Below are 23,644 nucleotides of genomic sequence, written 5' to 3' on the forward strand. Positions count from 1 at the left end.
TGCGCAATGCTTAGGCCAGTTCGTTCTTATTTCTTAAGGCATAGACGCTTAAGGCAATCCCGCCGATAACCAGAAACAGGGAAATCATTTCCGCTTGAGTGAATGAAAGGCCAAAGACGTGGTATTTTGAGTTCACCCTGATCAGTTCGACGCAGAAACGCTCAATTCCGTTTAATATCATGTAGATTCCAAACATCAGTCCGGGTGCTTTTATGTTATCTCTGATGCTCCAAAGAAAAGCGAACAACAGCAAACAAACAATCACTTCATAAATTGGCGTAGGGTAAACACCCTGAGCCAGCTCATTACAAAACTTGCCTGTGCAGCCCGGTATAGGAATGCCCTCGCCTACCACATTGTTTGGATATTTGTACGACCATAGCCAGTCTGGCAACCACGTGAACGGTTTCGGATTGGGATTGACTATTCCCCAATCGCCATCGCCCGATAAGTGACAGCCTATACGGCCAACAGCGTACGCAAGCATCATTCCGGGGCCGCCCACATCGAGCATATGCAGAGGTTTTATACCATTTCTTTTGGCAATGATCAATACCGCAGCACCTCCGCAAATCAATCCGCCGTAAAATGTCAATCCACTAAAAGACAGTAATCGCTCTATCGGATGTTGAACAAAATCGTCCCAATACTCCAGATTATCGAAAAACTTAGCACCTAAAAAGCCCCAAATTGCAGCCCAAACAATTAAATTGCTCATAATTTGGTAAGGGTGAACGGTTACCTGTACCTCTTTAGGTTTATCGAGCTTATTTTTATCTTTTTCCTTGTAGTCCCAATAGGCAAACAACCCTGCGAAGAACAGACCGCCAAGAACGTTTCCTTTTGCCGACATTAAAATGCCCTGGGCATCGCTTACAAACATTTGATAGTTTACCAGGGCGTAAACGAGCTTGTAGCCGATTACAAAGCCAAAAATACCGTTGGTAATGAGCTCGGTGGTTGTTGCCCGCTTGCCTATGGTAATCATCTTTTTAATTGGATGCAAAATACCTAAAGCCTCTTTACGCTTTAACTCTTGTGTAAACGCCCAATAACCTGCAACGAACGCCAACGCTACAAAAACGCCAAACGTGTTAAATGGCAGGGGTAAATTGATGCCAAAAAGATACTCTAAAAAGTGCGATACAGTAGGAAACATACAAATAATTTGTTGCGAAGATAGCAAAGAAAGTTGAGAGACTAAAGGCTTAAAATGACGCTAAAATCAAAGGTTTGCCCTAAAAATGCAATAATCACCATATTTGCAATTTAAATGATGGACGACATGCAAGCTAATATCTTAAGTTGAAAAAATGGGATAAGCACGATGCTTTGAAAACCGGATTGAGTGAATAGCAAAGATTGTTGGAGCAAGATAACTGTATGAGCGGAGACTACGGGTTTTTTCGGTGGCTTAGCGGCAATGGCTTCACCGGAAAGGAATAGTGAACATAAATAGTGGTATTGAGCGTGGAAATTGGCCGGTCACCCGAAACAGTCTTTATCAGAACTATACCCGGGTGCCGGTTAGGCTGTTGTTTAAACTGAGCCGTAGTTTAGGTATTGCCACCGGCGTTTCCTGCCAAATCGCCGCTTACGTCTTCTTCATCGTCTATTTCGCCGGTGAGGCCGCGTTGCACATCGTTATCATCAGCATCTTCTTGCTGGTTCGGACTGTTTTTTAATTGACTGTTATCGTCGTCCTGTTCGTTTTCTCTTGGATCTGTATTCATATCGGTAAGTGTTTTTTATTTGATAACACGATTTGTTTGGGCATTGTTTCGGGTATTTGAACGATTTAATCGTAATTCTCGACGTATTGTTGGATAGATTTTAAGTTTTGATAAGCTGCTCCCATGGTATTGTTGAAATAAACAAAAACCTTTTTTTCTTCGGCCAGCCACTCATTGATGTAGCCGGCATACTCATACAGTACCTCGTCTGAGTAAGTTCCCCGATAGTTTCCATCAGGGCCGTGAAAACGAAGATAAATAGCGTCTGCTCCTGCGGCCGCCTGCAAAGGGCTCGACGCCTTGCCTTTATCATGCAATACACAAATGAATCCGGCGTCGTTTAATTCATCGTAAATTTCTTCAACGTACAGCGATTCATCGCGAAATTCAAATGCAATCTTCCATGCCGACGATCGCTCGTCTTCTTTTAATGTTTGTATCAACCTGTAAATCGGTAAAAGGTGCCTGATCTTTACGCTTGGTGGAAATTGTACCAGAATGCAACCCGATTTGTTTTCGACGTGCGATATAGCCGTCATAAAATCAGCCACTAACGATGGGTCAAACTCAAGGTTTGGACAATGTGTAATTCCTTTGAACAGCTTAAAAGTGAAACGGAAACGCGAGGGTACTTCTGTCGCCCATCTTTTTACTGTCGTCGCCTGCGGGATTTTGTAAAAACTGCTGTTTACTTCTATACTGTTCATCAACGAGGCGTAGTAGGTTAACCTCGATGTTGCCTTAAACTCGTCGGGATAAAAGCTTTTATTGGGTACGGGTAATACCAGTCCGCTTGTTCCCAAATACAAATTTTCAGTCGTATTTTCCATATCCCTTCAACCAAATGACATGGAAAAGGTTTTCGACCAAAGCAAAAATTAGGCTCTGTTTTGAGGCAGCCTAGCTTCATTAGCTGGAGGCATTTAAGTAGCATCCGCTGCATTTGGAGTCCGCTTTAGTACCTGCGGATGGTATCTTCGGGGTTTACACGCTCCTGTGGCTGAATGGAATCTTTTTTCTTTTTGGTCGTATCTTCTTCATCTTTGTAAGAATTGCCCTTAACCACCCGATCTGATGGATTTGTGCAAGCAATCGCTAAGCTTGAAGCCAATAGTGCCATTATTGAATAGGTTCTCAGTACTTTCATTGTTATTTATGTTTAGTTAAATCATTTAAAAAATGCTCAGCTTAACGCTAAGATGTTAAAAGAACCATACAGAAAAAGAAAAGGTTTTAAAAACTTATTGATCTCCACCTGATGGTGTAAGCAAGGCCAGCCAAACCAAAAAGCGGCAAACGATGTTGATTAAGCGGAAACAAATGAATTACTCTCATGGAAACTGTAGCAGAACTCATCGGACATGGAAAGGATCTATCTTCATTGCAAATGTGTGTAAGGGCGCTAATTGTTTTCTTATTGGCTTATGTCCTTATTCGAATTTCTGGACGAAGGTCGTTTGCTTTACGAAGTCCGCTTGATAATATCATTGTTATTTTGTTGGGCGCCATCCTGAGCCGGGGCGTTGTTGGGGCCTCTCCGTTTCTTCCGATCATTGTCTCCAGTCTGCTCATCGTAATCCTGCATCGGTTATTGGCCTGGTTAACCAGCGCTCATCCGCTGTTTGGCCGTTTGATATCTGGTCGGCGGATTCTACTTTACAGCAATGGTAAATTTTTAAATGAAGCATTAAAAAAGGGGTTAATTGGTCGCGACGAGATTATAGAACAGGTGCGCAACACCCTGCACACTGATGAATTGACCAAAATTGACCGCATTTATATGGAACGGAACGGCCGCATCAGCATTTTGATTCATTCGTAGGCTTTGAATGGGCAAGGCAATGATCGTTCAGTCAAAACAATGTTCCTTTTATAGTAGTTATACCTAAAATCGATGTTATGAAAATCAGCACTTTTAGCATTTGCCTTTCAGTTTTACTGTGCACCTGTATTTTTCAGGTTAAGGCGCAGCAGTATGTATCGCCAACAAAGCCAGTGGAACTGGGCAGGGCACCAAAAATGAAAGTAAAACTGCTCAGTACCAATGGCCAGGCGAAAACGTACATGGTAATTTTTTCTAAAGGGGATGAAGTGGTATCGGGATTGACGGAGTTTGCCCAGAAGTACAACGTAAAAAGTGCACATTATACCGCTATCGGCGATGCAATTTCTGCAAAAGCAGGCTGGTACGATTACAAACGAAAAGAATTTAAAATTATCCCAATCGATACGGCAGAAATTACGTCGTTTATTGGCGACATTGCAATATTCAACGGAAAGCCTGTTGCTCATACGCATTTCAGTGCCGCAACAAGCGATGGTATTGTGCATGGCGGTCATCTTTTGGAACTGATTATTGGGCCAACAATGGAACTGGTGATTACAACGGAACCCACAGCACTTTACAAAAAGCTCGATCCGGAGTTTGGCGCCGCCTTTATCAATCCTGATCAGGAAAAATGAATTACATCTGAAAGACAAATGAAATCATTACAACAAGCTACTCCCTTACAAACTGAAGATACGCAAGGTTAAACCCGCCGTTATCAATTAAAACCTTAACCTTCTGTACCCCTTTTTTAAGCGGAATATTCTGCACAACAAATGAATCAAATTTCTTTTCACTTTCTGTTTTGGCAATCTTGATCTGCGCTGCAATCGGTTTTCCATCAATATGCAATGTAATCGCTCCTGAGTCGGTATTTGCGGCGGCATTAATGCTTAAGCTGTACTTGCCCGCTTTGGCAACGTTAACGGTATATTGCAGCCACTCTCCTGTTTCAATTCTGGTTACATAATATTTTTCGTACTGTGTAGAATCTTTGGCAATATCTACTCCGTCGTTTCTGTAAATCCGGCCGCTGTTACCTACCGATCTTTTTCCTGTGGACACATGATAATCGGCTGTATCATGATCAAAATATGCCTGTCCGTTTCGTCCTAAATCGTAATCGACTGCGTAAATAATACTTCCATTTTTTATCAAATTCTGTTTATAAGGCTTGGTCTCATTGCTAAAAGGCTGGCGAATCATTGCATCAATTACATCCCTGTGAATGATTGTATTTTCTAATCTCGAATAAATGGCCAGTTCCATTAAGCCGCTATACACATTGCTATCTTTCGGTCTGTTGCCGCCATTATTTAAGTACCGCACCAATGCATCGTAATTCGGGTTAGATTTAATTTCCATGGGATTGTTAGAACCAATCTTTTTCAGTGGCCACCACGACCAGCCAATGTTGTTCTTTTCGAGCAGTTGAATCGCGTCTGTAAACCAAACGTTCGAGTTCTCGCCCGTTTCCCCAAGCCAAACAGGAACATTTTGTTCATCCCGGGCCTTTATAATATGCCCAATCGATGCCTGATCGTTAAAATTCCAGTATTTGTGGTAACTTAAAACCATATTGTTATCCCATAGCGGGAAAATGCCGTTGTAGTTATTCCCCCAACCGTTTCCTTCAATAATCACAATGTGGTTTTGGTCTACTTCACGAATGGCCTTTGTAATCTCTACCATCAGCTTCCTGAGCGGTGCATTCAGTTTTTCCTTCGTTCCATTTTTATCTTCATCAGGATTTTGAAAACCATAATTTGGCTCGTTCAGGATATCGTAAGCTCCAATATAGTGCTCGTTTTTATATCGCTCGGCAAGTTTTTTCCAAAGTGCAATGGTTTTTTGCTGGTTGGCCTCGCTATTCCATAAGTAAGGTTTTGAAGGGTTTCGATCGGCGATATTTAAATCATTCCCCTGACCGCCGGGCGCAGCATGTAAATCTAAAATCAGATACATTTGGTTCGCCTTGCACCAGGCGAGTAAGCTATCTGTAAGTGCAAATCCTTTTTCGAGCCACGTATTTTTACCCGGTACCGGTTCTTCATCAACGGGCAGCGTATACAGGTTATAGTGCATTGGCAAGCGAATGGAGTTAAACCCCCAACGTTTCATCGAGTCTACGTCGATTTTGCGCATATGGTTTGATAGCCAGGCATCATAAAACTCTTGCGTTTGCTTCGGTCCCATCAACGCCGTTATACGTTCGCGTATTCGATATTGCTGCGCTTCCTTGTTAATTTTTAACATGTACCCTTCCTGCAGCATCCAGCCGCCCAAACCAACCCCGCGAAGCAAGATGTTGTTGCCTTTTTCATCAACGATTTTCTTGCCATCGACTTTTAAAAAACCTTGACTAAACCCTTTTAAACTAAAGATGCTGCATAGTAAAATGAAAAGAACTGAATATGATCGAGACATGATTTTGTGATTTAATTACCAAATATAGGTTGCTACTGCGCCTTCATCGAGGCTCGTAACAAGGTTTTTGCCATTGTAGCTGATATTAAACGCTAAGACCTCTTTAGATCGGTTACTTACAATGAGTACTTTTTTACCGCCGGGCGTTTTAAACGCAACATTCGGCAGATTGCTCAGATTGTTCGAGCCGATGCGTACGGCGCCGGGACGCACAAATTTAGCAGCATGGGCAACAGAATAATACGCCAGATTTTTGGTGTATTCATCGCCGTTTATGGTTACCGCCCCTTGACACATGGAGCACCCTCCCCTATCTGTATAAGGCTTATTTTCAGGATCGGCAGCCAGGTTCCATTCCAGTACGTTTCGGCTCCAGTTTCGCGTTGCGCCGATAATAAGCCGCGCCACCGGATTGGCAATGGCAATGGTTTTGACGTTAGGCGGTTCAACCACCATTTGCTCAGAGAAATAAATGTTCTTATCAGGATGCGCCGTGTGAACATCCGTTAACGCTTCGATTTTACCACCGTAAAGATGAAAGGCCGAACCATCAATATATTTACTGGCCTCCGGATCATCAAAAATACTGATCGGATAATCGGGCCGGTCCGCATTGTGATCGTAAATAATGATCTTCGTTTTAATATTTTCCTTTCGAAAAGCCGGGCCTAGATGGTTTTTAATAAAGCTGGCCTGATCTGGCGCAACCATCAATAAACTGGGGTTATTACCCGGGTGCAGTGGCTCATTTTGTACCGTAATCGCATCGATAGTGATGCCCTCGTTTTTCATTTCCTGAATGTAGCGCACAAAGTATTTGGCATAAGCAGCATAACATTCTGGCTTCAACATGCCGCCCCGGGCGTCGTAACTGGTTTTCATCCACAACGGAGGCGACCACGGAGAACCCATAATTTTTATGGCGGGGTTAATAGTCAATATTTCCTTCATTACCGGAATCACATCAAGTTTATCGGGGCCCAAATCAAATTTCGACTGGTTTAAATCTGTTTCTCCTTCCGGCAGATCGTTGTAGGAGAAAACTTTCTCGTTCAAATCTGAGGCCCCAATACTTAAACGAATGTAGCTTACGCCGATATTGTTTCCATCAACACCAAAAAGCTCGTTCAATAATTTTGCCCGGGCCGGCGCCGACATTTTAACAAGGTGCTGTGCGCTTCCACCGGTTAATGCAAAACCAAAACCATCAATCGACTGAAATTTTTCGTCATCATCAACTACTATTGCCGGCAGGTTGTTTCGGGTGGCAGTAAAACTTAGCTTCTCATCCTGCAAAGCAAACAAAGCCGATCGATCTGCCTTCGTAAGCCACTGTTCAACCAACTTTTGGGCAAAAACAGGGCTGAAAAAATTAAAGAGAATGGCTGTTATTAAAATAGGGATTTTATGTTTCAACATGCAGATGGTATTAAAATGATTGTATCTAACTTAAATAACTTTTCGGATTTGAACCTTAGATAGAGATTTCTCGGCTGCGCTCGAAATGACGACCTTTTCTATGTGTCCTCCTCTGAAAAGCGTCGTCATCCTCAGAGGGCAGTTTTTTGAAAAAATAAAGGAGTTAGGATGACAGGTTTATTAACGCTGTCATCCTGAGTGTAACGGAAGGATCCCCAAGCGATGAATCCGATAGCTATCGGATGCAGAACGCCAAAACCCCAGTGCCAAAAGAGGGCGAGCGAGTGGGCAAGGACGGTAAGAGTAGGTTACAGATGTCCCAAAGGGATTGCTATGTAACTTAAATTACTTTTCGGATTTGAACCTTAGATAGAGATTTCTCGGCTGCGCTCGAAATGACGACCTTTTCTAGAAGTCCCCGCTTAAAAGCGTCGGCAGGAGAGCTCTTAAACCCTAGCGTCCACTAATGCAACTACTTAGTCCCTCCATATTCTTTATTCTGTTCCAGCTTGGTATTGGCCAACTCGGCTTGAGGAATTGGAAATATCTCGTTTTTACCCGATTTGAAGCCTTTATAAGCTAAAACTGTTGCCGCTTTGCCCCACCGCACGAGGTCGAGGAAACGGTGTCCTTCGCCCGCGAGCTCCAGTCTTCGTTCTCTGATAATATTATCGAGCGTTACCGCCACAGGGTTTAGGCCGACACGTGCCCTCACTGCATTTAACAACTGGTAAGCACGGCTTCCGGCGCCAACCGCGGCGTTGTTATTCAATAGTGCCTCGGCCTCTAATAAATACGTATCTGCCAAACGGATCTCGTAAGAATTTTGAGGAAAATTCAATTCTGTTTGACCGGTTGGTGCTTTGTCTGCTACCCTGCCGATGGTTTTTTCTAAAAAGTAGCCCGTATTCTGATAGCCTTTTTCGTAGGTTGCAATGCCGTTTTTCTCGAGGCTGTCTAAATTAGCAACCGTCGCCTTATTACGTGGGTCGAAATGGATGAAATCGAAGAATTCTTTAGTAAACAACAAGAAACTGTATCCCGAATAGTAATCGGGCGCACCCGGACCGGGCTTATAACCACGAGGTCCAACAATAATGTTCAACAAGTTTCCTTCCGAAGCACCTGCATCGCCCCAGCCACCATTTGACGAGTTGGCGTGTACAATTTCTAATATAGATTCGCTGTTAAATTTGTTAGCCACCTTAAACAAATCGCCAAAATTTGGTAACAATCTGTAACCGTAAACTGCGTTTGGCTGCCCCGGCGTGGCACCATTAACAATGGCCAGTTGTTCTGCGGCCTGTGCGTTTTTTCCTTGCCACAAATACACCTTGCCAAGCATAGCCTGTGCAGCGCCCTTGGTAATACGACCACCATCGGTACGGGCAACAACGGTATTGGGAAGACCGGGAATGGCTTCGGTCAAATCTTTTTCGATGAGTGCATACACCTCAGCTGGCGGTGCTTGCACTACATTATAAATCTCCTTGGGATCGACAGCTGACGTAAGCAAGGGAATATTTTTAAAGAAGCGTACCAAATCGAAATAGAATATTGCCCGCAGCGTTTTTGCCTCCGCAATGTAGCTGGCCTTGGTAGTAGCATCCATATTTATATCGCCAATTTTGGAAAGAAAAACATTAGCTCTAAAAATGCCAGCGTAGCCCTTGTTCCAAAGATAACCTTGCGGGCCCGTGGTTGCATTTAAAGTGAAGTTGTTTACCACCTGCAAATCGTTAATATCTGAAGGCCCGCCGCCGCCGGCAATCTGATCGTCAGAAGCAGCACACATAATGGCCACTTTATCGTACAAACCGCCAGTTTGGAAACCAAAACGATCATAAATAGCCACCAGTGCAGCTTTAGCCTCGGCTGGTGTTTTATAATAATTATCGAGCAGAATACGCTCCTGCGGACTTATTTCCAAGTATTTTTTACAGCCCCCGAATAATTGTAGCCCAGCCAGGATTACAATTGCGTAAGTTATTTTTCTTTTCATTTTAATTCTATTAAAAATTAGCATTGATACCAAATACAAAAGAGCGAGCCTGAGGATATAAACCCCTGTCGATACTGAAAGCGTTTCCACTGTTGTTAGACCCCAGCTCCGGATCGTAGCCTGTATATTTTGTTACCGTAAATAAATTTTCTGATAGTACATACACTCTAAATTTTTGCAGGCCAACTTTGCTTACAATAGTTTTCGGCAAGGTGTAACCAATCTGAAAAGTCCTCATTCTAAAGTAATCGCCCTTTTCGAGATAGAGCGATGAGAATTTCGTTAAGTTCTTGTTAGGATCTGCATCGGTTAAACGCGGTTGTGTAGTTGACGGGTTTGTGGGCGTCCAACGGTTTAATCGCGACGTTTGATAGTTTGCATTCGGAATGTCCAGACGTCTCAAGCCCTGAAAAATCATGTTTCCGGCAACACCGCTGCCAAAGGCAACCAAATCCCAATTGCGGTAAGATAGGTTTAAGGTAATGCCATAAGTAAATTTCGGCAGGCCGTTGCCAATAAAATCCCTGTCGTTAACATCAATCACCTCATCGTTGTTCAGGTTGGCAAACTTAACATCGCCCGGCTTGGCTAACGGCTGCAAAATGGTGCCGTTAGGACCTTTGTAGGCATTTATTTCTGCCTGACTTTGAAAAATACCCTCATTTACATAGCCGTAAAACTCATTATAAGAATGGCCAATTTGGGTGCGAGTAATGTTGCCCAGCGTTTGAAAAGTGGCCTGACTATCATCGATAAAGTTGACGCCCGGACTTAATTTGTCGATTGTATTTTTCAAGAACGAGCCGTTGCCACTGATGCCAAAATTAAACTCACCAAATTTTTGACGATAGCCGAGTTCGAATTCGAAACCTGAGTTAGACATATCGGCAATATTTGCTGCCGGGCTACCACTACCGATATAACCGGGTACGGGCGGGTTTTGAAGAATACCTACGGTTTTCTTTTTATACCAATCGAGCACGAGGGTAAGGTTATTAAATAACGTGGCGTCGATACCAATATTGGTTTGACGTGTTTCTTCCCACTTCAAATCCGGATTTGCCGAAGCAGCCGGGCTGTAGCCGATATTTACAATGTTCTCGTTTCCGAAAGTGTAATTTCTGCCGCTGCCAACGAGTGGCACATAAGCAAAATCGCCAATTCCATCGTTACCAGTAACGCCATAACTTCCTCTGATTTTTAAGAAGTTTACAATATTGTTTTGCGGAAAGAAATCTTCTTTTGTAGGTACCCACCCAATTTGTGCAGAAGGAAAATATCCGTATTTATTGTTTGCACCGAAGCGCGATGAACCATCTCGTCTGATTAAGGCCGAAAACAGATATTTCTCTTTATAATCATACGTTAAACGAGAAAACAACGAGAACACTTTATGATCAGTTCCTTCGCTGCCATCTGAAGTTCTATTGGCGGCAACGGGCTTAAACCGCATCGATGCCGAGTAAAAATCCTGCGCCGGAACATCATAGAAAGTGGTACTTACGCTTCGGCTGAAACCATCGCTGTACGAGCCCTGACCAAGTAATAAACTCAAATTGTGGTTGCCCAACGATCGGGTATACGTCAATGTGTTTTCGAGGTTATAGGTAATTATGTAATTGATGTTTCTCGCAAATTGTGTTCGGGTATTTGACGTTGATGAGTTTAAATAGTAAATCGGGTTAAAACCGTCGCTACCATAAAAGGCCAGTTTAGAGCCCAGTGTTGATCGGAAACGCAAGCCTTTAATCGGTTCCGCTTCTAAAAAAGCGTTTCCAACAATGTTGTGGTCCCAGCTGTAGTTACCAATTCTTCTGCGGATATCGCCAAGTGGATTCGTAATTTCCTGCGCTACCCGTGTCGAAATGCCGTAAGGATTACCGAATTGATCTCTGAAAACAGGTTGCGTGCTGTAAGGTGCGGCACCTGCTACGGCCGGGTCGGTAATAATGGCGGGCGTAATCGGATCTAAATTGATTGCGGAACTTAACGGACCGCCGAATTCGCTGTTTGTATTGCCTACCGCATTGGTAATAGCATGGCTGTAACCCAGGTTTTCTCCAATGGTTAACCAATTGTACAACTTGTGTTGAGAGTTGATCCGGATGTTTGCCCGGTTAAATTTCGAAACCTCTTTCGCCACAATACCATCGATTTTAAAATAGCCTGCAGATAAATAAAAAGTCGATTTCTCGTTGCCCCCGCTAATCGACAGTTCGTGATTCTGGCGTGCGGCATTATCGTTAAAAACATACGATTGCCAATCGGTTCCCTCACCCAGCGACTCCGGATTTGGATAAGGCAATGTAAATGTTCCCGAAACAAAATCGTTGGTGTAAGCTTCGTTTCTTAAAGTTGCATATTCGGTGGCGTTCAGCAGGTTTAGTTTTTTAGCCGCATTGGCAATGCCATAATATCCATTGTAACTTAACGAAACTCTGCCGAGCTTACCTTTTTTAGTGGTTACCAAAATTACACCCGACGCCGCCCTTGCGCCATAAATGGCCGCGGAGGCTGCATCTTTTAATACTTCAATCGATTCGATATCGGCCTGATTTAAATAGCCAATACCGCCATTATCCACCACAACGCCGTCGATAACCCACAAAGGATCGTTTTTACCACCGAACGAGGTGAAACCCCTTAACCGAACCGTTGCTGCTGAACCGGGCTGACCAGATTGGGCAGCAATTGTTAAACCCGACGTACGGCCTTGTAATGCCTGCTCTAAACGAGTGGTAGTCGGTTGGTTTTCCAGGTCGGCCGCCCTTACACTGGAGATTGCTCCAGTTACCACGCTTTTCTTTTGAACACCATACCCGATAATAACTACATCGGTTAAATCTTGTGTACTTGCCGAAAGGGCCACATTAATTCTTCCTCCGGCCGGAACAGTTACTTTTTTGGCCGCCATGCCAATTAAGCTTAGCGTAAGTGTACCGCCAACGGGGGCTTGAATAGAAAAAACACCATTAGCATCTGTTGATGCCGCTCGCGAAGTGCCATCGAGTTTTACAGTAACACCTGGTAAGGGCATACCGTCCTTTTCATCCGTTACTTTTCCTGTAACTGGAATGTCCTGCGCCAACAAAGTAAGTGGAAATGCCAGGATACAGCACACGAAGAATACGATCGTAAATCTTCTTCTCATAGAAATTAGTTTTAGGTTAATATTTGGTTAATTGAGTATTCGGCTGGGTGGCCAAATCCTAAAATCAAATCTATAGACGGAAAAAAAATTAGCACAATTTGCGGCTACTACACGAACCATACAAAAGCCCTTTTTTACTCAGAAAATGGAGAAATACGGCCCTACATCAGCCCTACACACAGATTTTAAGCTGCTAAAAATCAGATACATGCAAAACCTGGCCCATTAAACTGAAAATGTGACAAAAGCATAGGTTTACTAGGCCCGGTGGTTCGAAATATCGGTTAAAAATTCGTACAGATTGGTTTCGGGCTTAAGGTGAAGCTTTTTTCTCAGGCGATATCGGCCAACTTCTACCGCCTTGATAGTAACATTCATCAGTTGTGCCATTTCTTTTGATGAAAGATTCATCGATAAGTAGGCGCAAAACTTCAGGTCGTTCTGGCTCAGCTCAGGAAACTGATGTTTGAGTTTGTTGAAGAATTCGGTATTTAGATGGCTAAAATGCACACTTGGATGATCCAGTTCCTGATCTTTCTTTTCAACATCCCGAATCAACCGAATAAGGTGCCTAAAACTCGGCGAGCTTTCGTTTATATCGTGGTTTTTTACCACCGTAGAAATTACCTCCTTAATTTTGGCCAGCACCCTTCCGCGTTGTACCAGGTGTAAGGTCATTGTAGAGAGTTCTTTATTCTTATAATTTACATCCGCTTCCAATTTTTCATTTTGAAGCCTTACAATTTCTTTTTCATTCCGTTCCAGCTCTAACTGGTGCAGATACGTCATTCGGGCCTGCTCTTTTTTATGTTTTCCTTTTTGCCACTTGATTATCAAAACAACAACCAGCAAAATTAAGGCGATATAAATCATTTTCATCCAAATAGTATTGTACCATGCGGGCAAAATTTCAAAAGTGTAGCTTACCACTTTCGATTCGTTACCTGTTTCGGCTCGTGCCTTTACGTTAAACGTATAGCATCCAGCCGGTAAATTCGTATAACCTTTCTCTCTTTTGTTGCTCCAAACCGACCATTCGTTATCAAAACCCTTTAACTGGTAACTGAAATTCAGGTTTTTATCGTGCTCGAAAATGGTCGATGAAAACTCAAAATGAATGGAGTTCAAATTGTAGGTGTATACCGGTATTTTTGAGCGGTCTTGTTTGTCAGTTATCGAATCGTTTTTCACAAAATAACCACCAAAAACAAGGCTATCGGTTTTACCCTCCAACTTAACGGTACTGAGCACAACATTGGGCCGGGTTATATTCTGAATGTATTTACTATAATTAATATGGTAAGCCCCTTTATTGGCGCCAATAAATATATTCTTGCTATCCAAAACATAAATGGATTCAAAGCCACCCACCACTTTACCATCAAGCTGAGGCAAATAAATTATGCTAAAGGCCCTGCCCTTTGCCGGTCTGCTAAAATCGATAACGCCCACCTTTTTGTTGCTTACAAACCAAATGTTGCCCTCGTTATCTTCTTTCAGGTATTGTATCGAGGTTTGATTCAACGCGTTTCCTAACATCTTTAGTCGCACAAACCTGTTTTTACTTGCATTAAACTCGTAAATCCCTTTAACGGTGGCAATAACCACCCGGTTTTTTATTCGATAAACATAATTGTACAGCTTTAGCGGCAACCCATCCTTATCCGTATACATTTTGGTGCTTAGCACACTTTTATGGTCCGGACTCATAACAATTTTGTAAACGCCATGATAAGGATGCGATGCCCAGATCATATCAGGGTTATTGTTATCGGCTACAATAAAGCGCAGGGTTTCCGTTAGGCCCTCAATTTTACCCAGATTGTTGAACTTGTTGTTGCTGAACGAAAGTTTTTGCAGGCCATTGTAAGTTCCTGCGATGACATCGGTAATCGGGTAAACGTTTTCCAGAGGCTCGAACATCCACGTTCCGGGCAGGGCATACAAGGGCATTGCCACATTGTCTTTTATTATCGAAGTGCCATCTTCGTGAGCCATAAGCAGTTGGTTATTAAACTCATTTAAGCCCCACACCTGCCCCTTGGTATTTTTAACCTCCACAAAATTTGAGCTCGAATAACTTAAATCGCTGCTTTCCGACGAAAGTTTCGATACATAAAGGCCGTTAGACGTGCCGATGTAAAGCGATTGATCATATTTTCTGAAAGCATAACTCGTAACCTGCTTATTGCGGTCGGGATAAATATTTTTAACAGCGCTATTGATTGCAACAAAAGATACCCCATCATCCAGAGCCAGCCAGATGTTTTTATCCCTATCCAGCAAGATGCCGCGAACATTATTATTCTGCAGGCCCTCCCGGTAATTATACTTTTGCGCCAGTTCGCCAGATTTATTCATGATGTACATGCCGCCAGAGGTTGTTCCGATCGCGTACTGCTCTGCGTTGATTCCGCTGGCGAAGAAAATCCGGTCGTTCAGCAAAATTTGATCAAAATTTGTTTTAAAAGCCCTTAGCTTTCCATTAACGAACAGAAATAATCCCCGTTTTAATGTCGATATCAGCAAAGTGTCGCTGCCGAAAGGCATAATCGCCGTAGCCGATGCCTGTTTTAACACTTCATCCGTGCAAAATGTTTTCCAAACACCCTGGTTATAAACCATTAAGCCGCTCCCCCTAACCTGCGCAAAAATCGTTTTATTTACCTGGCCCAAAAACAGCCAGCTGGTTGCCGGTTTGTACTGTTTTACCACATCATTTTTATATTGAAGAACGGCATTGCCACATCGGAAGAAAACCTCATCATTCGCAACACAAATGTCCCAGATGTCAGCAAGTTTTCTGGCGCTTTCTGGAAGCAGATGCAGCAACGATGTGTATTTCAATATGCCCTGAGCATTCGGAAAAAAATAGCCGAATTCGTCTTGTCCACCAACGTAAATCCGGTTTTTGGCATCGATACCAATCGAACGGACAGCGGTAAAATTTGGTAAACGGTATAAATTCCAATAACGCCCATCAAAAGTGAGTAAGCCTTCATTATTGCCGAAGTACAAAATTCCGTTGCGGCCTTGCTTTACGTCCCAGTTCTGAACCCCTGCCCTATAATCCTCATTATTATAGTTTTTGATTTGTGGTATTCCCATCAAATCTTGAGCAACAGCGCTTTCTATGGTCAAAAAAGCCACCAGGAAAAAAAAGAATCTGATCATTTGGTTAGGGCATGATTTACACAATTATAAAGATATAATTTTAAACCACCTACCAAATAATTCCCGATGTTTTTACCTATTAAACTATGTGATACAATTTCGACTACTTTTAGTAAAACCAACAACTTATATTTTTAAATCGTAAAAATGTTTATCCAAATTCTGATAAAGTACTATCTTAGCAAACGGCGTACATCTTTTGTACGTGATTAGATTGTTTCAAGAATGAGTAGTAGTGAAAGGGTTGATCTTACCACCAAAGACCAGATCCATGTTTGTCGTTCATCCGTTTTAAATAACCAAATTAAAGACATCGACATCTCCCGAAGATGGCCGTATTTCTTTATTCTGTACGCACTTACCGAGGATGCACAGCACTGTATCGAGAATGAAAAGTTTACCGTTCCGTTAGGCCAGTTTCTGTTTGTAGGACCCGATCGATTTCATTCTTTTATCAATGCAGAAAACGATGATTTTTGGGTGATTTATTTCGACTATGGTTTTTATGCCCGGAGCCCGAATGATGCCTATTTTATTCAAAACACCCCATTATTCTTCGATTTAAGCAAAAATTACCTAAGCAGCCCATCCATTGATATTGCTGAATATGTAACGTTGCAGTTTGAGTTTTTAGAGAAGCTAATCCGCAGTTCTCAGGCTCCTTTGGTACGCGATATTGTACATAACGCCGTGCAGGCCATGCTGATCAGATCTGCATTTTTATCGCAGGGATTGCACAGTAAAGATGTTCATTTCGATAACCTCGAAGATAAAAAAATTGCGATTCGGTTTAGGGAACTTCTTCACCTTAATTACCGCAACGAAAAAAAGCTCGATTATTATGCAAATGCGCTGCACACAACTCCTCGGCGCTTAAATCAAGCCATTACCAACATATATGGCCGCTCGGCGAAGCAACTGGTAACGGAAAAGATTTTTGAGGAAGCGAAAAGTAAACTTGCCCATACCGACCTCACCATTAAAGAAATAAGCTTCGACATGGGCTTCACTGAAGAAAACAATTTCAGTGCATTTTTTACCAAGCATGCCGGCTTCAGCCCAAAAAAATACAGAAACCTGCAACACAGTATAAACGCAGAATAAGGGATTGGCCGCAAGGCTAAAATCATACCGATAGCTATCGGTATCAGGATGACGACGCTCATGCCAAATCGCCATCCCCGCTAGTCAGGATTTGTAATCCTGATTCCCCTAGCTCTAGATTTCAAATCCAGTATTAGCTAGGACAAGATTGCAAATCACGGAAGTGTTAAATTTGGCGTCTTAAACCTCTCCCTTTTAATGTCGGTGGTTTTTGCGCTGTCTGTACATCCCTCTCCTCGAGGAGAGGGAACGCAGAGGCATTGCTTTTAACCCGAACGTTCATAGGGAGAGGTTATGAAAGCAGTGCAAATCCGATAGCTATCGGATTTAACCCCGTTAGTCAGGATTTGTAACCCCGCTAGTCAGGATTTGTAATCCTGATTCCCTTAGCTCTGGATTTCAAATCCAGTATTAGCTAAGACGAGATTGCAAATTGCGGAAGCATCCCCGCTAGTCAGGATTTGTAATCCTGACTCCCCTAGCTCTGGATTTCAAATCCAGTATTAGCTAAGACGAGATTACAAATTTGTTGTTCTGACATAATTCCTGTGTTTAAAGTTATTAATTTTCTTTTTGACACAGTTTAATGAACAGCCCCACCTGGCACTTGCATTTATTAACCTGGCACTTTCATTTAATAACCTAGCACTTGCATTTAATAACCTAGCACTTGCATTTAATAACCTAGCACTTGCATTTAATAACCTGGCACTTGCATTTAATAACCTAGCACTTGCATTTAATAACCTAGCACTTACATTTAATAACCTAGCACTTTCATTTAATAACCTAGCACTTGCATTTAATAACCTGGCACTTGCATTTAATAACCTAGCACCTACATTTAATAACCTGGCACCTGCAGTTGCGAAACAGCCTCCACATACTGTACCACATTTGTTACTTATGGCTATGAGTGAAAATTTACGTGCATGTACTCGGATTTTACGCAGAAAGTAAGTCTATGAATAATAAAAAAAATGTCAAAAAACCGAAAAATTAGTATAACTAGATAGACAAATACACTTCTGTTGACATTTGTCAACAACTAACACAAAAAACAAAATCACTGATTATCAATAAGTTAAAAATAAATACAGACGTTTTTATAGCAACGGTAATTTTTAATACTTTTTAGGTGATTTTTAATATTTTTTGGAGATGGTAGCGACCATACCTTTGCGTCATAATTCTTCGGGAGTGCCACAAAGATGTTACGTTAGAAAGACAGACTTGAATAGCCTTTCGTTTGAGTAGAAAACAAACTTAATAAAAAATATTTTAAAAAAACAAACAAATTAATCAATTAGTCATGAAATCATCCCTATTAGTTTTTGCAACAGTAATTCTTTCTATCATTGGTAAAACCGCTTCGGCACAAACAGACAATGCAACCCTAAACATTCGTTTGTATCCAATTCAAACCATTACTGTTAACCCAACACAAAAAACAGTTAACTTAGATTATAAAACTACTGCAGATTATGCAGACGGAGTAAGTTTAGCTCAGGCCGATCACTTAACCGTATACAGCACAGGTGCATTTATCGTTAAAGTTAAATCTGCAGCTGCTACCTTAACTGGTGCAAAATCAAACATCGACGCAAACGACGTTAGCATTAGCCCATTGGCAGGTACAAGCAACCAATTGGCAAACGCAACTTACACGGCCCGTAACCTGAGCAATACCGATCAAACTATTATTTCAAGCAACACCGGTAGTGTAAATAAAAACTTCAACATCACATACAAAGCTGCTGGTTCTCAGAAATATGTAGATAAATATTTCAAAACTGAAAACCCAACAGTTTATACTACTACAGTTACCTACACTATCGAGGCTAACTAATTAAAAAATTAGTACAAGGCAATTTCGAGGTCTCTCGAAGTTGCCTTTTTTGTATATTTGCCCTTACAATCGTCCCGAATGAAAAAATCTCTTTACATCATCTTGCTTTCAGTTTTTGTGCTTTCGTTGCACGTAACTGCACAAACCGGTTTATCGGTTACCCCGCCAAGGGTTTACTTTACTGTAGCGGCAGGACAACAGCAGAGCCAAAAAATAACGGTAAGCAATGTAAGTAAAACCTCAACACTCGACCTCAGCATTTCGTTAAACGACTGGGCTTACGATGAAAGAGGAAATAACGAGATTTACGAAGCGGGCACTACGCCATCATCTTGTGCAAAATGGGTATCCATTGTACCTTCATCATTTTTTTCGCTCGCTCCGGGCGAGCACCGCGACGTTGAGCTCCAAATGGCACCCCCTTCATCATTAAAAGATACGCTTGCTGTGCATACGGCCATGCTTTATGTTAGCCAGCTTAACCCAATTGATGATGTAAACCAGAAAGGCACCAATATTAAAGTAGCCGTGCGTACGGGGATAAAACTTTACCAACGGTTGCCTGTTGCACGTAATCCCAATCTGGATATCCAAAATTTTTCCAAGCTGAAGAACGATTTGATCCTTCGCTTTGCCAATATTGGCAACGTATGGGCCGATGGTACGGCAAGCTGCGAATTATTAAACCGACAAACGGGCAAAAAGCAAACACTGAAAGATGTGATCTTCTATTCGTTGCCCAATAATAAGCGTGAAATACTTTTTTCTTTACCCACAACGCTCGAAAAGGGCGAATACGTAGCCTCGGCAGTGCTCAATTACGGCGATGAAGCTACGGTGAAACTTGCAGAATTGGAGTTTAAGAATGAATAGATTTATTATTTTTATTGGCACCGCCTTGTTGGTGCTTTTAACTTCATTCGCAGGCTTTTGTCAGCCACGGCTTACCGCAAGTAACCAGATGTATATGGAAATTGCCAATTCGCAAACCCATACCTTTAGCAATGCATTTCAGGTTCAGATTACGCTCGAGGGAAATAACAAAAGTTATTCTAACTGGAGCTTGGGCGCTATTCTCAATCAGCCGATTACTAACGCTGAAGGAAAAACGCTGCCCTATAGTAAAATTAAACTGAGGCTAAGCGCAGTTAACGGCGCTACGTTTCAACAAATAGGCAGTGGCACCACCGCAGTTCCCTTAAGCGCTCCGGGTAATACCGCATTGCTGATTAATACGTCAAATTACCCAATCAGAAATGGGCTGTACGATTATTATTCACAAATCGTATTTACTGTTGATGTAATTATCGAAGGAGGCACTTACATAGATGCACTTAAAACCTGGCAGGCTTATTCGCTTAACCTGGCGTTTAATTTACTCGATAGCCGAAAAGCAGAGCTTAGTCGGGCCAGTGCTACAAATGGCATTCAAATTCGCCCCGATGGAACTTACACCCCGGCGGCCACCTATGCCATACAGGTACAAGACAATGCCCGATCGGGCCTGCTCGAACTTAAAACCATGAACGATTATGTAAATGGTGCTTCGATAACCTATAGTAACGGATTAATTGTAACCGCCGCTACGCCCTATGCCATACAAGTGCGTACCAACAGCGCTAATTTTGTCGCTGGCACCAAGACGCTCCCGGTTTCGGTAGCCAACTTACAGCTTACATCGGCTACCACTTCCGCCGCTGTAACCGTTCCGCTGGCCGAAACAGCCCAAACCATAGGCCGTGGAAGCACAGCAACAACTAGCGCCGTAAGCTACAAGTATCATATCCGTTATTTTACAAAGGCCAACGACAGCCGCCTGATCAATGCTGTTCCGGATACTTATAGCGGAATTCTCGTTTACGAGATTATTCCGCAATAAATGAGCTGATGAAACTTATTCGCCTTAAGACATTTTTTTATTGCAGCCTTTTGGTGCTTGGTTTTTGCCTAACAGCGAAAGCGCAAGACGATGCTGCCGTGAAAATTAGCACGGATAGCGTAATCCATATCGGTACAGAAAAACTGGTTTCGTTAAGCATTCGGGTAAACGCTGGCGCCGCCGCTTTTAAGGGTCAAATTACGCCCATATTACCGAATGGATTTGGTCTTGTATCAGATCAGCCGATTAAGGTAAATGTTGCCAGAAACGACCATACTTTTTACCCCTTTAGGTTTTTGGTTCTTCAAAATGCCGATATCAAGATTAGCCAGATGTCGTTTCAGCTCGAAGACAGCACAGGCAAAGTTGTGGCCTTGTTTAAAGCGAAGGTAAATATGCTGCCCCAGCGTGCGGTTGAGTTATCGATACTGAGCCCAAGCGTCTTGCTTAAGCAGGTTGGCGATTCGCTTAACGTAAAGGTGATGGTCCGAAATGCAGGCAATCAAATAGAGGTTTTAAAGGTGGTTGCCTCTTTTCCAGGTGATAACGGACAGGGGAAACAGATGCTTCAAAAAGATGTTCAGCTTTCGCCGGGCGCCAGCAAGGAAGTTCAATTTGCAAAAATCATCAACAGAGACCTTTACCAGATGGGCAATTTTTACATTAACGTTGCCGGGCTGTATCAAAACGGAGAACTGTTTGGCAATGGCATTTGCCATGTGCAAAATGCTTCCGCTAACCGCCAGTTTGTTAATGCACAGGTTCAGCAGAACATTGTTAATATAGGCGTAGACAATCACGTATCGCTTAGCGGGCAAAATCTCTTTAGCGATTCGCAGTCGTGGCAACTGAACGGCCTCGCCACAACCCAGCTTGGAAACGGCGTAATGGGCATCAGCGTCGATGCGTATCAGTGGAACAGCATCAATAATAAGCCGCTGCTGAGCAATACGTGGATCAATTATGAAACCAAGAATGCGGGGATAACGGCGGGAAACATATCCGAAAACCTCGAAAGCTTTTTTAATGGACGGGGCGTTAAAGTATACTCGAGAAACGACGAGGACAACCATCGATTTGAGGCTTCTATGGTTCAAAAATCGTACAATTTACTCGGCGACAATTTGGATTATGGCTATTCGGCCTATGTTAAAACCAATTTAAAGGATAGCAGCGGTCGCGAATATAGCAATACATTAATTTTTGATTATGCCCCTTTAGAGCAAAGCCGAAGCTTGCTTTCTTCGAACTCAGTTTCGTTATTTAATAAACGGAATCTTTTAATGAGCGTAAACCTCGGCGCAGGGCTATCGCAGAATTTGCTTGACCACACCGACATCAAACCCTCCCTTTCTTTGGGAACCAATTTTAGTGGCAGTTACCGAAAATTCAATTTTAGCAGCAATAATTTTTATTCTAGTGGCTATTACCCTGGTATCCGAAGAGGCGTAATACAACTCAATGAACGTATTAGTCGCTATTTGGGCACGCAAAACATCTGGGCGGGCTTTAGTTATTACTCTTTTAACCCTGCCTATCAGCGCAACACCTTTTTCTTTCAAAGAGAATATGCTTTGCAGCGTGCAGAAATTGGCTGGGCCAAACCATTAAACACTAACCTGAACATTACAGTTACTGCCTCTAGAGATCAGGAAAGTGCCATTTATAATACAATAAACCAACAAACCAGTACAATGACGGCGTACCGGTTAAATGAATCGGTAAATTGGCACAGCACCAATTTTAAGCAAAATGTGTATCTCTCTCTTGATAACGGCATAAGCAAAGGGCTTGATGGAGATAGTAAACTTCAACTGCGTTTAAATGCCAATTGGTCGGGAAGCTGGTTTAACTTGAGCACGTACGTTCAAAAAGGCAACTTTCTTTTAGCCGAGGCTTTTAATGGTGCCGTAAATCAGGTTGAGATCTATCGTTACAGCGTTAACCCCTCGCTTTACAAGTACTTTTTTAATAAGAAACTGCGTGCCGATGCTGGGTTGATTTATTATCACGACGGCCTTTACGGAAGCAACCTCACTTATACCATTAAGGGCGAATACGCAATTACGCCAAAAACGATCTTTTATGTAAGTACTTACCAGTATCGATACAACACCTCATATATTAATTCTTCTTTTAGCAGTTTGCAGGCCGGAATTACACAAAAGCTGCCCACTCCGAAGCAGCAAACGCCTGGAAAAAAGGGTAATCTGGAAATCTTTTTCTTTAAAGACAATAACCACAACGGCGTTTTTGATGCTGGCGAAGAAGCGGCTCATTCGGGCACTTTATTAATTAACGGCATTATTTTCATCATTCCAGCCAACGGCACAATAGTGTATTCTAAGGTACCTTACGGCAACTATCAGCTGAGTATGCCCATGCAAGACGGTTACCAGATAAGCCCATTGACAGTGAATGTTGATCAGAAAAATAGTAAGATCAGCGTGCCAATGCAAAAAAGTGGCAACGCTGTTGGTAAAATTGCCATCGCCTTTAATACGCAAAAAAGCTTACAAACTGATGCTTCATTGGCGGGGATTACCCTTTTGGTTCAAAATGCCAGCGGTTCAATCCATACCGTAAAAACGGGAGAAAATGGAGAATACTCTCTACACCTACCCGAAGGCGCTTATCAAATTTATCCCGACAATTCGCAGTTGCCGGAAAACGTGTATTATGATGGTAAAAATGCAGCGGTTGTAGTAACGGCAGGCAAAGAAGCAACAATACCAACGTTAACGTTGAAGGTTCGCGAGAAAAAGATTGAAATTAAGCGTTTCAAAAATTAGACTTTATTTCTTGTAAAAAGCGGAGTTGATATTTCTCCGTCACGCTACCGAAAAAATTGGTTCAAGTACGCTGTAGTCGAAATGATTGCTGCATTGGGAAGAAGTAGGTTGATTTTACATTAATTCCTTGCCAGATTTTTCCGTTCCGCTACCGAAAAATCGGTACAAGTGGGGCACAAGGAAAGGACGGCTACTGAAAGTTAAGGCAAAAAAAAATCATATGTCAGTTGAAGGATTGGTTTTACGGAACCCGGCGTTTGACATATGACTTCTAATATTGTAAAGG

The 23,644-nt window shown here is 42.4% G+C and carries 17 protein-coding genes; 8 read left to right on the forward strand and 9 right to left on the reverse strand.

Annotated features, from left to right (window positions below; all coding sequences use genetic code 11):
- Nucleotides 1-10: 10 nt before the first annotated feature.
- From IZT61_RS03835 to IZT61_RS03850, 4 genes are all read right to left on the reverse strand, one after another.
- Complete coding sequence (locus IZT61_RS03835) at nucleotides 11-1,159, reverse strand: prolipoprotein diacylglyceryl transferase (RefSeq protein WP_196099876.1); 1,149 nt, start codon at nucleotides 1,157-1,159, stop codon at nucleotides 11-13.
- 397 nt (nucleotides 1,160-1,556) lie between these two features.
- A complete protein-coding gene (locus IZT61_RS03840; RefSeq protein ID WP_196099877.1) occupies nucleotides 1,557-1,733 on the reverse strand; it encodes a hypothetical protein in 177 nt (58 codons plus the stop codon).
- A gap of 65 nt (nucleotides 1,734-1,798) precedes the next feature.
- Entirely contained in the window at nucleotides 1,799-2,563 is a 765-nt protein-coding gene (locus tag IZT61_RS03845; RefSeq protein WP_196099878.1) for a DUF72 domain-containing protein, read from the reverse strand.
- A gap of 125 nt (nucleotides 2,564-2,688) precedes the next feature.
- Nucleotides 2,689-2,880, reverse strand: coding sequence for a hypothetical protein (locus IZT61_RS03850; protein ID WP_196099879.1), 192 nt, complete (start codon nucleotides 2,878-2,880; stop codon nucleotides 2,689-2,691).
- 186 nt (nucleotides 2,881-3,066) lie between these two features.
- Here IZT61_RS03850 and IZT61_RS03855 point away from each other — a divergent pair, with 186 nt between their 5' ends.
- A complete protein-coding gene (locus IZT61_RS03855) occupies nucleotides 3,067-3,555 on the forward strand; it encodes a DUF421 domain-containing protein (protein WP_196099880.1) in 489 nt (162 codons plus the stop codon).
- Nucleotides 3,556-3,632: 77 nt separating this feature from the next.
- A complete protein-coding gene (locus IZT61_RS03860; protein WP_196099881.1) occupies nucleotides 3,633-4,196 on the forward strand; it encodes a PPC domain-containing DNA-binding protein in 564 nt (187 codons plus the stop codon).
- A gap of 37 nt (nucleotides 4,197-4,233) precedes the next feature.
- Here IZT61_RS03860 and IZT61_RS03865 read toward each other — a convergent pair whose 3' ends face one another.
- The 5 genes from IZT61_RS03865 to IZT61_RS03885 all read right to left on the reverse strand — a co-directional run bounded on the left by IZT61_RS03865 (nucleotide 4,234) and on the right by IZT61_RS03885 (nucleotide 15,734).
- Nucleotides 4,234-5,988: a cellulase family glycosylhydrolase gene (locus IZT61_RS03865; protein WP_196099882.1), complete on the reverse strand. Its 1,755-nt coding sequence runs from the start codon at nucleotides 5,986-5,988 to the stop codon at nucleotides 4,234-4,236.
- A gap of 15 nt (nucleotides 5,989-6,003) precedes the next feature.
- Nucleotides 6,004-7,407, reverse strand: coding sequence for a glycoside hydrolase family 30 protein (locus IZT61_RS03870; protein WP_196099883.1), 1,404 nt, complete (start codon nucleotides 7,405-7,407; stop codon nucleotides 6,004-6,006).
- A gap of 472 nt (nucleotides 7,408-7,879) precedes the next feature.
- Complete coding sequence (locus tag IZT61_RS03875) at nucleotides 7,880-9,409, reverse strand: RagB/SusD family nutrient uptake outer membrane protein (RefSeq protein ID WP_196099884.1); 1,530 nt, start codon at nucleotides 9,407-9,409, stop codon at nucleotides 7,880-7,882.
- A 10-nt stretch (nucleotides 9,410-9,419) separates the two neighbouring features.
- Nucleotides 9,420-12,560, reverse strand: a complete 3,141-nt coding sequence (locus IZT61_RS03880) for a SusC/RagA family TonB-linked outer membrane protein (protein ID WP_196099885.1) — start codon at nucleotides 12,558-12,560, stop codon at nucleotides 9,420-9,422.
- Between the two features lie 258 nt (nucleotides 12,561-12,818).
- On the reverse strand, nucleotides 12,819-15,734 hold the full coding sequence (locus IZT61_RS03885) for a triple tyrosine motif-containing protein (protein WP_196099886.1): 2,916 nt from the start codon (nucleotides 15,732-15,734) through the stop codon (nucleotides 12,819-12,821).
- A gap of 225 nt (nucleotides 15,735-15,959) precedes the next feature.
- Here IZT61_RS03885 and IZT61_RS03890 point away from each other — a divergent pair, with 225 nt between their 5' ends.
- From IZT61_RS03890 to IZT61_RS03915, 6 genes are all read left to right on the forward strand, one after another.
- Nucleotides 15,960-16,838 carry a helix-turn-helix domain-containing protein gene (locus IZT61_RS03890; protein WP_196099887.1) on the forward strand — a complete coding sequence of 293 codons (879 nt, stop codon included), beginning with the start codon at nucleotides 15,960-15,962 and terminating at the stop codon, nucleotides 16,836-16,838.
- Between the two features lie 573 nt (nucleotides 16,839-17,411).
- Nucleotides 17,412-17,798, forward strand: a complete 387-nt coding sequence (locus IZT61_RS03895) for a hypothetical protein (protein ID WP_196099888.1) — start codon at nucleotides 17,412-17,414, stop codon at nucleotides 17,796-17,798.
- Nucleotides 17,799-18,150: 352 nt separating this feature from the next.
- Nucleotides 18,151-18,687, forward strand: coding sequence for a hypothetical protein (locus tag IZT61_RS03900; RefSeq protein WP_196099889.1), 537 nt, complete (start codon nucleotides 18,151-18,153; stop codon nucleotides 18,685-18,687).
- 78 nt (nucleotides 18,688-18,765) lie between these two features.
- Nucleotides 18,766-19,560, forward strand: a complete 795-nt coding sequence (locus IZT61_RS03905) for a fimbrial biogenesis chaperone (RefSeq protein WP_196099890.1) — start codon at nucleotides 18,766-18,768, stop codon at nucleotides 19,558-19,560.
- Entirely contained in the window at nucleotides 19,553-20,566 is a 1,014-nt protein-coding gene (locus IZT61_RS03910) for a hypothetical protein (RefSeq protein WP_196099891.1), read from the forward strand. The genes IZT61_RS03905 and IZT61_RS03910 overlap by 8 nt, the downstream gene beginning before the upstream one ends.
- Before the next feature lie 8 nt (nucleotides 20,567-20,574).
- The gene (locus tag IZT61_RS03915) at nucleotides 20,575-23,358 is read left to right on the forward strand and encodes an MSCRAMM family protein (protein WP_196099892.1); all 2,784 of its coding nucleotides are present in this window, start codon (nucleotides 20,575-20,577) and stop codon (nucleotides 23,356-23,358) included.
- Nucleotides 23,359-23,644 lie beyond the last annotated feature (286 nt).

This window comes from Pedobacter endophyticus (genome assembly GCF_015679185.1).
GTDB classification, from domain to species: Bacteria; Bacteroidota; Bacteroidia; order Sphingobacteriales; family Sphingobacteriaceae; genus Pedobacter; species Pedobacter endophyticus.